Origin of the sequence: Candidatus Cloacimonas acidaminovorans str. Evry (assembly GCF_000146065.2) — a bacterium.
In the GTDB taxonomy this organism is placed as follows: domain Bacteria; phylum Cloacimonadota; class Cloacimonadia; order Cloacimonadales; family Cloacimonadaceae; genus Cloacimonas; species Cloacimonas acidaminivorans.
In genome coordinates this window covers 599,555-613,673 of record NC_020449.1, presented here as the reverse complement: position 1 = coordinate 613,673, position 14,119 = coordinate 599,555, and the positions used below count along the sequence as shown (strand labels likewise).

The following is a 14,119-nucleotide window of genomic DNA, read 5'->3' as shown; positions in this document are numbered from 1 at the left end:
TAAATGGAAAAACGAACCTTACTTGCCTTACTCCTGGTGTTCATCCTTTTCCTTGTTTTCAATCAATTTGTTTGGAAACCTCAACAATTGCGTCAACAGCAGGAACAGCAAAATCGACAAACCCAAACTCCTCAAACAGTTACGGAACCGGTAAAACCGGATACCATTATCATTACTCCAATGCTGGATACTCTTTTGGCAAAGGGAAAAACACCGGAAATAATAAAACTCTCCAATCAGTTGATGACGGTTACCTTCAACAGCCGCGGAGGTTCTATTCAACAGGTGGAATTGCATAATTTTATAATGCACGACAGCACAAAAGTGAAACTAATTCCCGAAAATAGTTCTCTGGCAGATGTAAAATTGATTCATCCCACAGCTGAAACACCGTTAAAAGATGTTATTTTTCAATATAGAATTTCTCCCGATTCTTTAGGAGTAACTTTTTTCCTGGGTGATGAAACAAATTCCCAAATTAGTAAAAGTTTTGCCTTGGATAATCAATATGGCATATCTTTCTCTATAAATGTGGAAAATTATCAAGTTATTAATGGTATTGAAGTTGATTTTTCCTGTGGTATTGCGGATACGGAAACTGTAACCAAAAGCAAACAGCAGGATTACCGCTTTATGTATTATGCCGATAACGAAATTTTTAAGACAACTCTCGCCAAAATGAAGAAAAAACAGCCCTCTGGAAATCTTAACAGTTTCAATTGGATGGCTTTGAGAGGAAAATATTTTACTCTCGTCTTAAAAGAAAATGAGCCCGCTTTAGTGCGTTCCTTTAGAACAGAATTGAATCCTCAAACCGGTAATCCGGCTTTTGTTATTGATTCTAAACAAAGCAATCCCAAACAAAGCTGGAGCCAGAGTTTTATAATTTATGCTGGACCAACGGACTATCAAATTCTGCAGAAATATGGAAAACAGATGGATAACATTCCTGAAAGAGGAGCAAGCTGGCTACGTTGGCTCGCCAATATTTTTGAATGGATTCTTAAATTCCTGCATCGCTATATCAAAAATTATGGAGTGGTAATTCTTATTTTTGCCGTTATTATAAAGCTTTTGCTGCATCCTTTAACGCAACATCAAATGGTGCATAGTATGCGTCAGCAAAAAATGCAACCCTATATAGAGGAAATCAGAAAAAAATATGCCAATGATGTAGTGAAACAACGGGAAGAGCTTACGAAACTCTATAAGGAAAACAAAACCAGTATGACTGCCGGCTGCCTGCCTTTGCTGATTCAAATACCCATTCTTATTCCCCTTTACAATGTTTTACGTTATTCTTTGGATATGCGTAATGCCTCCTTTTGTTTGTGGTTGAAAGACCTTTCTGAACCCGATCCTTATATGATTCTGCCGATTATTATGGGTGGTTTTATGCTGTTACAGTCGTTAATGATGAGGCCTAAAAATGTGGATACCTCGCAAATGACGGAACAACAAAAAATGCAGCAGTCCCAAATGAAAATAATGACTTGGGGAATGCCTATTTTTATGGTGATTATCTTTCGCGGGATGCCAGCAGGACTTGTTTTATATTGGACAGCTTTTAATGTGCTCTCTATTCTTCATCAGTATTTTTTAACCAAACACCTCAAGAAAAAGGAAAATAAATGACTACTATAGATAAAAGCGGAGAATCCCTGGAAGAAATAATAAGGACTTTCCGCGAGGACTATAAAATTCACGATTGGGAACTAAATTACGAAATCCTGAAAAAGCCCACTAAAGGTATATTTGGCTTATTTGCCCATAAACTTGCACTGGTGCGTTTTCAACTACCTTCATCTTTGGACAGAGCTGAACTTTTTATGCAGAACTTATTGCAAAAAATGGGAATTAGCTACACTTCTTTAAAAAGCAGAACCGAAGGCAAAACCCTCTTTTTGGAAATCAACGGCAGTCCCGATTCCGGATTTTTAATTGGGAAAAATGGTTCTATGCTGGATACTTTGCAATATTTAATCAATCGTGTGTTTGAGGGCAATGCTCAAATTGAGAGAATTTATTTGGATGTTGATGGCTATAGGGAACGTCAGGCAGAAACTTTTTTAAAGCCCTATCTTCCTCAAATTCTGCAAGTTAAAATAACCGGCAAACCTATAACTCTGGAACCAATGCCTGCTGCTGAAAGAAGAATTATTCATCGCTATGTGGAACAGGAAAAGGGCTTACGAACCCTCACTATTGGCGAAGGAGAAAAGAAACGCATAGTTGTTTTTTCTGCCGAACAAAATGAAAAAGAAGCACTTTCCCAAAGCAAAACAGAACCCAAAAGGAGAAACAACAAAACCCCAATGCATACTCATAAACCCGTTCCCACACCAAATACTAAAACCGGAAATACCTCCTTAAAAGTGAAAAAACCCAGTCGCCAACAAAAACAACCCAAAGTTAGCGGCACCAAACATCAATGAAGCAAATTTTCCCTGTCTCGGCTGGTTACTATTGGTCTGACTGCGGTGCTTTTATGGGTGTTCTTCCCTATCCCTTATGGCATACAAAGACCATTCTGGATCAGAGACAAAGACGCCAACTGAATTTAAACCTGCTTCTTATTCAAAGTGGCAAGCGTAATATTTTAATAGATACAGGAATCGGAAACCGACTTTCCGATAAACAAAGAGATATTTATCAGCCGAGCGAATTTCTCCTACCTTTCTCTCTTACGGAATTGGGACTTAAGGATAGAGACATTACCGATGTGATTATGACTCATCTGCATTTTGACCACGCAGGTGGAATCATTACTAACTTTGGAACTTATGATGCCCTCACTTTTCCTAAAGCACACTATTGGATTCAAAAAGCGGAATGGGAAATAGCAAAAAATCCTGATGAACTGAATCGCTCCGCTTATAACTTTGAACAGCAATTGGCTTTGCTGGAAAAACAGGGAAATATAACTTTAATTGATGGTGAAGCAGAAATTGAACCCGGAATTTTGCTTACCCTTGTTAGCGGACATACTATTGGCAGTCAAATTGTTACAATTGATTTCGGCACTGACTATTATATCTATGCAGGAGATATTATACCTACCCTGTTTCATACTTCCCTGGCAATTACTTCCGCTTATGATGTTTCCCGCATCCAGACAGTTACCGCTAAAAAACTAATTTACGACCGATTAAAAGAACATAATGGAACACTTATTTTAAATCATGATACAACACAATGGCAGATACCATACTCGGAATTGGAACACAAAGATAAAAATTGAAATAGTTTAGAGGGTTTAGAGGGTTGAGAAGGTTGAGAGGGTTGAGACGGTTGAGAAGGTTGAGAGGGTTGAGAAGGTTGAGATTTTTTAATTCCTTGAAAGCCCGAAGGGCGAAACAATGATATAGAAGGGTGTGTAAACCCCTCGTTAAAATAAAGACACAATCACTAATTTCTTTTTTCTTTTCCTGTTCCCAAAAGCCCGTCAGGGCGACACAATGATGTAGAAGGGTGTGTAAATCCCTCGTAAAATAAGGTTGAGAAAGTTGAGAAGGTTTAGACGGTTGATAAGGTTTAGAGGGTTGAGATGCTCTCTGCCCTCAGCTCTTAGCCATATACCAAAAGCCCCGAAGGGCGATACAATGATGTAGATGGGTGTGTAAACCCCTCGTTAAAATAAAGCCACAATCACTAATTTCAATTCAGTCAGGAGTTGTCATCGCTTATGTAACTTTATACATTGTCACAAATTCATTTAGCGATGAGGACTCGTGACTACCCAAGAACTCAGATGACTGGATCAGCAGGATTTTATACTATATTTATATTGCAAAGACATAAATATCTTGCTAAACTTATGTGTATTCCTGCTTTTTCAGGAATGACAAAGTTCTTTTCCCCTTCAAGAGAGAATGTTACAACTTTGCACCTTGAACCTTGAACTTTGAACTTTGAACTCTCAAAATGAAAAAGTTCTTTTTCCTTCAAGAATGAAAGTTACATCAGTTCAGAAATAATTCTATTCATCATCGGACGCGTATCTTCAACTTTCATAAAGGATAAAGGAAAGCCAAAGACATAAACCTTCCCGTTGGAAGAAGTTGTTCTTCGGAAAGCAACTGTTTTACCATTATATTTATCAAATTGCTCGCTGGTGGGTGGATAAGTAGGATAGGTTGTAGGTTTACAACCGAATTTATAAAGAATATCACCCGAAAAATTACCATTCTCAAAATAGGATAAATAACCTAAACCATCACGTAAATCAATAATCGGATGAATAGCAGGTGAACCTGTAACATCATAATGCAAATTCAAATCGTTATAATCTGTTGTATAATTAGAAACAGCTTTTTGAAAGAAAGGACTGTTTGAATCATTTAGGTAAGATACTTTGGGAATTTTATTAAATCCCAGATTGGTAACAAAGGTTTTTCGTAAACCTCCATTAGCAATTTCCGTTAATTGTGCTCCTAAAAGATTAGTGTGTGAAATTAACAGATTCCCGCCTCTCATTAAGAATAAACTATAGGCATCAAAGTCAAGTTGCAAATTACCCGTCTTCTGATAATTGTCAGTATGATAGATAACTAATTTGTATTTTTGGAGGTCGCTAAAAGCAATGGCTCTTTGACGAATATCTTCATTAGTTTCTGTTCTGGTTATTACATTTACATTTCCGTTATATCCTTCAAGCATAGATTGATACTTTTGAGTTATTAGTGCATCGTTTACTTGAGCACTAACCGGATCATCATCAATTATCAGAACTCCCTGTCGGTTAGCAGGTTCTATGTAACGATGTAAATAGAAAGTAAAATCCACGGGGGTAGGATCATATTCATCTTGTAGGTCTACTACTCTAACTTCAAATTTGTGTTCTCCCGGTTCTGTTGCCGGAGGAAGAGGTAACTGACCACTTGTAAGAACGACTGTTTGTGCCAAAGGAGAATTTACAGGAAGGCGCAACCATTTTTTCCCGTTTTGATCGGTAAAGCCATATTTGCTAAAAGGATAAGGAGGATAGTTATAGGGTTCACCATCTAAACGAAGATCAAAGGCAGTTATTTCGCTAAAGTAATTCTGCCCTGTTCGGCTATCCAAAACCACATCCACTTTTTTATTGTAAGGAGTTGTTTTGATTTTAATTGTATCACCATAAGTAACAGTTTCCCCTCTTGTTTCTCCATATTCTCCCCACCAGCCCCAACGGATCCAAAGTTTAATATTTGTAGAATAGACAGCAGTATATTTACCCTCAAAATCTTTAAAGAGAGGAAGAGCATAACGCGTTACTCCCTCGGTTACCACTCTGGGTATAACTTTTATTTCTTCGGTGGAATCATCACCATAATCTTCAAAATGATGGTTAGTTAGAGCATAGGTTTTGGTTGGATAGATAAAAGTATGAGGTCTAAATCCCGGACGGACAGAGAAAATCATCATAGAAGCATCATCCGGAATAGATATAACTCCTGCCAAATCTGTAACCCGAGATATAATTTTGGTTCTTTGGTTTTTGAATGCCAATGTGACTTCATCATAGTCATAAGATAAAGGTGGGTTTGTATATTTTGTAAGCAGATACTCATTAATTCTATTAGTTCTGTTATCTTCACTGGTAGTGGAAAACCAATCCGATTCAGTTCCTGGTATCACTGCTCCCTGGTTAGTTATTTTCATTATTTTAAATTCATATTTATAGGGAACCGCAGTAATAAAAGGATCGGTATCGCTCATGGTGAAGGCAAGTTTTAATCCGGAACCTACATCTTTGCCATTAGGGTTACCTTTAGTGGAAGAAATCATACATTTTGGACGATCCGATTGAGTACGGAAATTCCTCCAGGCAGGATGAGGAGTAATGGCACCTCTATTATCAATAGCTACCACTTCAAATCTGCTAAATTTAACAATCGGATTCCCTATAGAATCAGCGGAGGGAAAATTGATTACAGCATATTTTTGTGAAGTCCAAATAGAACGACGTGCATGTGGATCATCAAGTGGTATATTTTGATCCGCTCCAGTCATATAGTGAATTACCCATCCCGTTCCCAAAGCTAAAAGATTATCTGGGGTAAGCTCTCCGGTTAAATCTATATATTCATAACCGGGAGTAGGAACAGGATTATTATTTTCATCCAAAATTCTGAATGCATAGCCGGTAATTACTCCATCAGGATCAGTAGCATGCCAATAAATACGCTGCTGAAAACTATAAACCTCAGTTGTATCGTAACCGGCACTAACATAAGTTGTATCCCAGCCCTCAAAAGAGGTTATTTGAATTGTTGGTGGCTGATTGGCAAAACGGTTTCCGGATTTCCCGCAACCCGAAATCAGCAATACACTACTTATAATCATCACTATGATGAATAAGAGTTTAGCACTCTTCAACTGCATCATTCCTCCCAAACATCGGAATTAGTAAATTTCATTATTTAACATCAAAAATAAGATGGATATATTCGTCAATACTTTTGTTTGTATTTCTGGATTTAAGACAGGCATCAACCAAATTCAAAAAGAGCACTGAGGTAGTAATTCTGCCTATTCCTCCGGGAACTGGTGTTATAGCCAATGCCTTATCGTAACATAAGCTATAATTAACATCACCCACATAATTGCTTTCTCCGTTTGCCAATTTAATTTCATTTATTCCCACATCCAAAATAATGGCATTTTCTTTTACCATTTCAGGAGTTACAAATTCCGCTTTGCCTATTGCCGTAATGAGGATATCTGCCTCCTTGGTAAACTCAGCAAGGTTATTTGTTTTGCTATGGCAAACAGTAACCGTAGCATTCGCAAAACTTCTTTTCCAGAGCAGAATATTAGCTAAGGGCTTGCCAACTACATTACTGCGACCTAAAATTACTATATGCTTACCTTGGGTTTCAATTCCATAATAGAGCATACAAAAAAGAACTGCAGCAGGAGTACAGGGAAGAAAACCCTCTTCTTCCAGCATTATTTTTCCCAAATTTAGAGGATGCAAACAGTCCAAATCCTTTGCCGGATTGATAGCTGAATTAACTTTGCTTTCGTTTATATGTTTAGGAAGCGGTTTTTGTAACATTATGCCATTAACATCGGGATTGTGATTAGCTTCGTTCAGGATCGCTAATAATTCCTGTTCGCTTATGTTATCCAGCAGGATTTTCATTTGACAGAAGCAACCCAATTTCTTTCCGCTATTGATAATGCTTTGGACATAGTAAGTGGAAGCAGGATCATCCCCTACCTGGATTAAAACCATTTGCGGTTTCAATCCATAATTAGCTATTAAACTGGAACAAGTCCGGTTTATCAATTGGGCAACGGGTTTTCCGTTTAAAACTTTCTCCATAATTTTATTCAATATTTCTTCTTATACGCATGATATTTAATGCTTTCCCTGTTTCGGAATCCAATTCCAAACATACAGCATTAACCTGTAAACCTAAGTCGGAGGACTCAAAACGGTTAGGAACAGAAGTGCGGAATTTTTCAATAATAATTTCTTTCTTCACTCCGATTACACTATTATGTGAACCGGTCATACCTATATCCGTAATATAAGCTGTTCCCAAAGGCAAAATCTCTTCATCGGCGGTCTGAATATGAGTATGAGTACCTAAAACAGCACTTAGCTGTCCATCCGCAAACCAGCCCATAGCTCTTTTTTCGCTGGTTGCTTCACAATGAAAATCTAAAATAACAGGATAAGGCAAAGGAAAAAGGGAGACCTGTTCAGCGTCTTTTGTAAAATGTAACTTTATAAACTCAGACAATGCTGTAAAAGGATTATTACACGGTGGCATCAACAATTGACCACAAAGACAGAGAACTCCCAAACGCAGGTTTTCTTTAGCTAAAATAATATAAGGATTTCCTGGAGCATCTTCAGGATAATTTAGCGGTTTAATTATTCTGTTTTGACCGCGAATATATTCCAGAGATTCTGTTCTATCCCATAAATGATTGCCCCCCGTAACAGCATCAACTCCTGCATTAAAAAGCTGGTTAAGTGTTTTTTCGGTAACTCCTTTCCCATCTGCAAGGTTTTCACAATTAGCCAAAATAAAATCCGGTTGAAATTCTTCTTTCAATTCCGGAAGAGTAAGCTGAACTGTTTGCCTGCCTGCTTTACCGTAAACATCACCAAAGAATAGAACTTTCATTACTTTGCCATTGCTATCTGGCGTGTTTCTCTGATAACCGTAACTTTAATTTGACCAGGATACTGAACCTGTTTCTCAATAGAAGCGGCAATTTCAGTTGCCAATAAAGCAGTTTGATTTTCATCAATCAAAGACGGCTCTACAATTATCCGTAATTCCCTGCCTGCCTGAATGGCATACGATTTACTTACTCCATCTATACTATTGGCTATTTCTTCCAGTTTGGATAATCTCTGCATATAGGTTTCCAACATTTCTCTTCGGGCACCTGGTCGGGCACCAGAAATAGCATCCGATGCTTGAGTTAAAGCGGCATAAACAGAAATTGCCTCCACTTCTTCATGGTGAGCTTCAATAGCATTCACAATTATTTTTCCCTCACCGTTTTTGCGTGCCAAATTGGCTCCAATAATGGCGTGGGAACCGTCAAATTCGTGGTCTATAGCTTTTCCTATATCATGCAATAAACCTGCTCTACGAGCAAGTTCTTGATCCAGACCCAGTTCAGCAGCTAAAATTCCACAAATCCAAGCGGACTCTATTGAGTGCTCTAAAACATTTTGTCCGTAGCTGGTTCGGTAATGCAAACGCCCCAAAACCTTAATGAGGTTCGGTGAAATATTGTGTATATTGGTTTCCAGAACTGCTTTTTCTCCAATCTTAACCAAATTCTCTTCCATTTCTTTAGCTGTTTTGGCTATTATTTCTTCAATGCGACCAGGATGAATTCTACCATCGGCAATAAGTTTTTCCAAAGCTAATCTGGCTACTTCACGACGGACAGGATCAAAACAGCTGAGCACAACTGCCTCGGGAGTATCATCAATAATTAAGTCCACTCCGGAGACCTTTTCAAAAGTGCGGATATTTCTTCCTTCCCTGCCAATTATTCTTCCCTTCATTTCATCGGAAGGAAGCGATACAACAGAGACGGTTGTTTCGGATACATAATCTACTGCCATCCGTTGAATAGCAGTGGAAAGAATTTCTGCAGCTTTTCTGTTGGCATCCAGTTTTATTTGTTCAATAGTAAGCCGGGCATCATTTGCCGCAACCTGCCTTGCCTGCGAAATTAATTCTTCCCGCAAACGGGCAATTGCTTCTTCACGACTGAGCCCTGCAATTTCGGCCAGCTTATTTTTTTGTTCAACAATGATAGCATCAAATTCATTTTTCTTATTGAGCAGTTCTTCTTCTTTGTTTCTTAATTTTTTTTCCTGTTCCGCAAGGGCAGTTTCTTTTTTATCCAGAGAGTCCAGGCGTTTATCTAAACTGCTTAAACGCTCATTGTATTTTTTTTCTTCCAGCCGCAGTTCTTTTTGGCGTTCTTTAATTTCCTCATCCAGAAGCCGTTTTTGTTTAATCCATTCTTCGCGTGCTTCCAGTAGAGCTGCTTTTTTAGCATTTTCGGCTTCAATTTTAGCGTTCTTTTCTAACTCTTCGGCAATTTTAGTTGATTGCGAAATCAGTTTAAAAGCAGTATTACGCTTTATGAAATATATAATAAGAGCAATGGCAAAACCGCCTGCCACTCCTATGATGAGTGCTATAATAGGATTTATAGTCATTGTTATTTCCTTATTTCAATCTATTTAACTTTGGTTTATAGCCAAAGCGAATTATTCAAGTGCCCGCATGAACCGTGTACGCTTGTCATTAGAAAGCCAAGCTTGAAGTGGGTATCTACCTTGTGAGCTTTATGTATCCAGGACCAGCTGGCGCGCATGCCACTCATGGCTCGACACCCGAAACTATAATAGCTTTTATGCAACCCATATCACGAATTCTGCAGGCACTTTTTATATCTTTATTTTTGAAAGCATCTGATTCAAACGCTCAAGTTCGGAGCTTAAAGCACGATTCTTGGCGTCCAAAGTTAAAACTTCATCCTGTTGCTGAAGACAAATCAAAAGCAACAGTTTAGTAAAATCCAAATTATCGTAGTGTTTGGAAAGTGCATCTATTTGGTCGTTAATTTCGTTTGCAATTTGTTTTGTCCGTTCAGGATCATCACTACGCAAACGAAATCTGCGTCCAAATATTTCCACTTCCACCGACTGCATTATCAAATCTCTTTTTCGCTGGAGGCGAATAATCCGTCAATCTTTTTAATAGCACCTTCAGCAACACTTTCTAAACCGGCAAGGATTTTCTGCAGTTCTTTATACCTGTTTTCCAGGGTATTATATTCTTCCTGTAGTGTCTTATATTTTTTCTCCTGTTCGCCGGTTGCTTTTCCGCTGGTTTGAATTTGGGCAATCAATTGAGAATTTTCTTCTGCAAGTTGCCGATTTTTCTCTTCCAGTTCCTCAACTTTTTTAGTTGCCAGAGTATACTGGTCTATTAGTTTTTGTATCTTGTCCTGTAGGTTAATTACATTACTTTCCATAAGTTACCTCATTTTTATCTGCCAGGTCTCCCTTAGCTTTTTTATTATCAAATCAATAAGATAATCTACTCGTTCATCTGTCAATGTTTTTTCTTTGTCTCTAAATTTCAGGCGTAAAGTCAAGCTCCTCTTACCTTCAGGAATTTGTTTCCCCCGGTATTCATCAAAGGCAGTTACTTCGCTGATTATATTTCTCTCAATTTCCGCAATTGTTTTTATTATTTCGCTGTAGGGAATTTCTTCCGCAATAAGAAAAGAAATATCTCTTGTTACGAAGGGAAAACGGGGAATTTCTTGAAAGTGTGTTTTAAGGGTGCGAGTAGCATTGATAATGTTTTCCATAGCGAATTGAACTATCCAAATATCTTGTTTTAATTCAATGGTATCAATATCAAATTTTTCTGCCACTATAGAATTTAATTTTCCGTAATAAGCCAGTTCCTTATTTTCCAGATAATAAGAGGCACTTTCAGTGCGGGAAAGAAAAGGCACTTTAGTTTCCTGAACAGACCAATTTTCCAGATGCCACAGGGAGAGCAGTTCTTCTACGATTCCTTTCACCCAAAATAAAGTAATCGGACTTGCTTTATCCTGCCAATGTTCTTCTTTATTCAGTCCGGTTACAATTCCAGCTAAAAAGTAGGGCTCGTAAGAGAGGGCTTCCTGCCTGTGATATGTCTTTCCCAGCTCAAAAAGTTTGATGTTTTTTTCGCCACGGTTCAGATTATAAGCCAAATTTTGTAATAACTGCGGTATCAAAGAAGTCCGCATAGCGCTTTGATTACTACTTTGCGGATTTTTCAAAGTTATCATTTCCAGTTCCCTATCGCCATCTTCATAGCCCAATTTATAGAGCAAATCCGGTTCGGAAAAACTATAATTAAGTGTCTCGTAAAAGCCGCGACTGACTAAATAATCCACAGCATTTTTCTTTATCCGATAGGAATGACGGTCCATAATCCTTTGTGGAAGGGTTTTTACAGGTATTTTGTCATAACCGTCTAAACGGGCTATTTCCTCAATTATGTCTATTTCGCGTTCCAAATCAACCCTGCAATGAGGAATTTCATAATATTGAGCTTTAATACTTTTTTGTTTGTTCTCTGAAGAATAGCTCTCAATTTCCGCAATATCATTTATTTTCCCTGGTTTCCAGGTTCCGTATTGTAAAAATTTAAGCCCCAGGCGTTCCAAATAATCCCTAATTTTTTCATCTTCCAGTTCATAACCGATTACTTGTGTATAGCGATCAGAACGGATACCTAAAATCAACGGCTTGGGAGGAAAAGGAAAACTATCATAAGTAACTTCGCAAAGTTCTGCATTTGCCAGTTCACAAATCAGCTGAGTAGCCCTTATTGAAGCATCTTCAGCAGAATATTCACTTAAATGCCGTTCAAAACGATAGGAGGAATCAGTGCTGATTTTATGCTTATAAGAAGTTCTACGAATGGAACTCGGATTGAAAGCGGCACTTTCCAAAACTATGCGTTTTGTAGTTTCACTGATGGCAGAAATATTTCCACCCATAACTCCTGCTATGGCAGAGGGCTTAATGCCATCAGCAATAACCATTTCCTCGCCTTCCAATAGATAGCTTTTGCCGTCTAAAGTAATTATGGGTTCATTTTGGTATGCTCTACGAATAACAATTGCCGGTATTCCTGGTTTTTCAGGAAGCGCAGCAAGCTTATCATAATCAAAACAATGCAAAGGATGTCCATATTCCAGCATTACATAATTGGTAATATCCACAAGGTTGTTTATAGGACGAAGTCCAGATTTTATCAATGCGCTCTTCAGCCAAAGCGGTGATTCTTTCAATTCCACCTTGTTAAATAAGCGGGCAATATAGCGTGGACAAAGTTCAGGAACTTTATTAACCAATTCCAAAGGCATTGTTTCCGCTTTGCATTTTGCCTCGGGAATTTTAATTTCCGGCATTTTTAAAGAACGATTCAATTTAGCGGAAAGATCACGCGCAATACCGATATAACCAAGAAGATCAGGACGGTTGGGTGTAATTTCCAGTTCAAAAATTGTATCGGGAAGTTCATAAAGTTCATTAGCAGTTATTCCTATGGGAGTTTCTGTACTAAGTTCAATTATACCGCTATGATTATCTGAAATCCCCAATTCTTTTTCGGAACAGAGCATTCCACAGGAATCAATACCTTTAATGTGGGCTTTGGCAATAGTCATTTCAGGCAAAACCGAACCCGGAAGCGCAATTACAGCCATCATACCCGTTCGGCAATTGGGAGCTCCGCAAATCACTTGCAGATAGCCATCTTCCGTTTTTTCGGGGCAAGGAAAGTTACCAATATCTACTAAACAGCGTTTCAAATGGTCTGTTTCAGGAACCGGTTCCGCAGAAATGATTTTAGCACTGAAAACGGTTTCCGGTAAAGCAGGAATATTTTCCACTGCTTCTACTTCTATACCCGAAAAAGTTAATATTTCTTCCAGTTCCTTCGTATTTTCTTTAATTTCAATATATTTTGCCAGCCAGCTCAAAGCTATCTTCATCTAAATTCTCCTTTGAACTGCCTTAACATTCTTAAATCATTTTCATATAAAATACGCATATCCGGAATATTGTATTTCAACATCGCTATCCTTTCAATTCCCAAGCCAAAAGCATAACCGGTATAAAATTCGGAATCAATCCCCAATATATCAAAAACATTAGGATCAACCATTCCTGCTCCACCCATTTCCAACCATCCGGAATATTTGCAAACCCTGCAACCTGTTCCACCACAAACAACACAGGAAATATCCATTTCCGCACTGGGTTCCGTAAAGGGGAAAAAATGCGGTCTGATTCTGCTGGAAACATCTTTGCCAAACATAATGGAAGCAAATTGAGACAGCATATCTTTCATATCTGCCAGAGAAATACCTTTATCTACAACTAATGCCTCAACCTGATGAAAAACAGGCGAATGAGAAGGATCGGGCTTATCATTTCTATAACAACGACCAGGGGAAATTATCTTTATCGGAGGTGGGTATTTTTCCATCACCCTTACCTGAACAGTGGAAGTATGAGTTCTTAAAAGTCCCCCTCCTTCCAGATAAAAAGTATCGGCAAGATTTCGCGAAGGATGATCTAAAGGAGTGTTTAAAGCATCAAAATTATGGAAATCATCATCAATATCAGGTCCCTCAGCAATTTCAAAACCTAAGCCCAAAAAGACCTCATCAATTTCACGACGGATAATTGTTAAAGGATGCAAGCCACCCCGGGAACTGAAAATCCCAGGCATTGTAAGATCGGTGCCTGCTTTGGCTTCGTTTTTCTTCCAGGCATTTTCTTTGATGACTTTATTCTGTTGTTCTAAAAGGTCTTCTATGCGTTTTTTGGCTTCATTTATCAAATTGCCGAAAGCAGGACGTTCTTCAACAGGTATATTTCTCATTTGAGCATAAAGAGAGCTCAACAAACTTTTTTTGCCCAAATATTTGGCTTTTACATTCAATAGGTCATTGGGACTGGAGCAAGCAAAAATATCTTTCTCTGCATATTCAACGAGTTTTCGTAATTCCTCTTCCACCTTTCCCTCATTTAATCTGCACGCAGATTTCGCTGATTACGCAG

11 protein-coding genes are annotated in these 14,119 nt (G+C 38.3%); 3 read left to right on the top strand and 8 right to left on the bottom strand.

The genetic code is table 11. The annotated features are described in order from the left end of the window. The first annotated feature begins 3 nt into the window (after positions 1-3). The 3 genes from yidC to CLOAM_RS09215 are packed head-to-tail and all read left to right on the top strand — an operon-like array spanning position 4 to position 3,241. A complete protein-coding gene (gene yidC / locus CLOAM_RS02600; protein WP_015424300.1) occupies positions 4-1,635 on the top strand; it encodes a membrane protein insertase YidC in 1,632 nt (543 codons plus the stop codon). Further along, positions 1,632-2,435, top strand: a complete 804-nt coding sequence (locus CLOAM_RS02595; RefSeq protein WP_015424299.1) for a Jag family protein — start codon at positions 1,632-1,634, stop codon at positions 2,433-2,435. Before yidC ends, CLOAM_RS02595 begins: the two co-directional genes overlap by 4 nt. Next, entirely contained in the window at positions 2,432-3,241 is an 810-nt protein-coding gene (locus CLOAM_RS09215) for an MBL fold metallo-hydrolase (protein WP_015424298.1), read from the top strand. The genes CLOAM_RS02595 and CLOAM_RS09215 overlap by 4 nt, the downstream gene beginning before the upstream one ends. A 716-nt stretch (positions 3,242-3,957) precedes the next feature. On the opposite strand, the gene CLOAM_RS02580 is transcribed toward CLOAM_RS09215, so the two are convergent. The 8 genes from CLOAM_RS02580 to pheS form a co-directional block, all read right to left on the bottom strand. Beyond that, complete coding sequence (locus CLOAM_RS02580) at positions 3,958-6,369, bottom strand: hypothetical protein (RefSeq protein ID WP_232502699.1); 2,412 nt, start codon at positions 6,367-6,369, stop codon at positions 3,958-3,960. Positions 6,370-6,400: 31 nt separating this feature from the next. Further along, positions 6,401-7,324 carry a bifunctional 5,10-methylenetetrahydrofolate dehydrogenase/5,10-methenyltetrahydrofolate cyclohydrolase gene (locus tag CLOAM_RS02575; RefSeq protein ID WP_015424295.1) on the bottom strand — a complete coding sequence of 308 codons (924 nt, stop codon included), beginning with the start codon at positions 7,322-7,324 and terminating at the stop codon, positions 6,401-6,403. Continuing rightward, a complete protein-coding gene (locus CLOAM_RS02570; RefSeq protein ID WP_015424294.1) occupies positions 7,317-8,126 on the bottom strand; it encodes a TIGR00282 family metallophosphoesterase in 810 nt (269 codons plus the stop codon). The genes CLOAM_RS02575 and CLOAM_RS02570 overlap by 8 nt, the downstream gene beginning before the upstream one ends. Further along, positions 8,126-9,694, bottom strand: coding sequence for a ribonuclease Y (gene rny, locus CLOAM_RS02565; protein WP_015424293.1), 1,569 nt, complete (start codon positions 9,692-9,694; stop codon positions 8,126-8,128). Before rny ends, CLOAM_RS02570 begins: the two co-directional genes overlap by 1 nt. Positions 9,695-9,925: 231 nt before the next feature. Next, positions 9,926-10,189 carry a cell division protein ZapA gene (gene zapA, locus CLOAM_RS02560; RefSeq protein WP_018197724.1) on the bottom strand — a complete coding sequence of 88 codons (264 nt, stop codon included), beginning with the start codon at positions 10,187-10,189 and terminating at the stop codon, positions 9,926-9,928. A 2-nt stretch (positions 10,190-10,191) separates the two neighbouring features. Then, positions 10,192-10,515: a coiled-coil domain-containing protein gene (locus CLOAM_RS02555; protein WP_015424291.1), complete on the bottom strand. Its 324-nt coding sequence runs from the start codon at positions 10,513-10,515 to the stop codon at positions 10,192-10,194. Positions 10,516-10,518: 3 nt separating this feature from the next. Beyond that, complete coding sequence (pheT, locus tag CLOAM_RS02550; protein WP_015424290.1) at positions 10,519-13,044, bottom strand: phenylalanine--tRNA ligase subunit beta; 2,526 nt, start codon at positions 13,042-13,044, stop codon at positions 10,519-10,521. Beyond that, positions 13,041-14,075 carry a phenylalanine--tRNA ligase subunit alpha gene (gene pheS / locus CLOAM_RS02545; protein WP_015424289.1) on the bottom strand — a complete coding sequence of 345 codons (1,035 nt, stop codon included), beginning with the start codon at positions 14,073-14,075 and terminating at the stop codon, positions 13,041-13,043. Before pheS ends, pheT begins: the two co-directional genes overlap by 4 nt. Between the last annotated feature and the right edge of the window lie 44 nt (positions 14,076-14,119).

Bases quoted from the DNA above. Each gene is read 5' to 3' on its own strand.
- yidC (WP_015424300.1), top strand. From the start codon at position 4: ATGGAAAAACGAACCTTACTTGCCTTACTCCTGGTGTTCATCCTTTTC.
- rny (WP_015424293.1), bottom strand. From the start codon at position 9,694: ATGACTATAAATCCTATTATAGCACTCATCATAGGAGTGGCAGGCGGT.
- pheT (WP_015424290.1), bottom strand. From the start codon at position 13,044: ATGAAGATAGCTTTGAGCTGGCTGGCAAAATATATTGAAATTAAAGAA.
- CLOAM_RS02555 (WP_015424291.1), bottom strand. From the start codon at position 10,515: ATGGAAAGTAATGTAATTAACCTACAGGACAAGATACAAAAACTAATA.
- CLOAM_RS02580 (WP_232502699.1), bottom strand. From the start codon at position 6,369: ATGATGCAGTTGAAGAGTGCTAAACTCTTATTCATCATAGTGATGATT.
- zapA (WP_018197724.1), bottom strand. From the start codon at position 10,189: ATGCAGTCGGTGGAAGTGGAAATATTTGGACGCAGATTTCGTTTGCGT.
- CLOAM_RS09215 (WP_015424298.1), top strand. From the start codon at position 2,432: ATGAAGCAAATTTTCCCTGTCTCGGCTGGTTACTATTGGTCTGACTGC.
- CLOAM_RS02570 (WP_015424294.1), bottom strand. From the start codon at position 8,126: ATGAAAGTTCTATTCTTTGGTGATGTTTACGGTAAAGCAGGCAGGCAA.
- CLOAM_RS02595 (WP_015424299.1), top strand. From the start codon at position 1,632: ATGACTACTATAGATAAAAGCGGAGAATCCCTGGAAGAAATAATAAGG.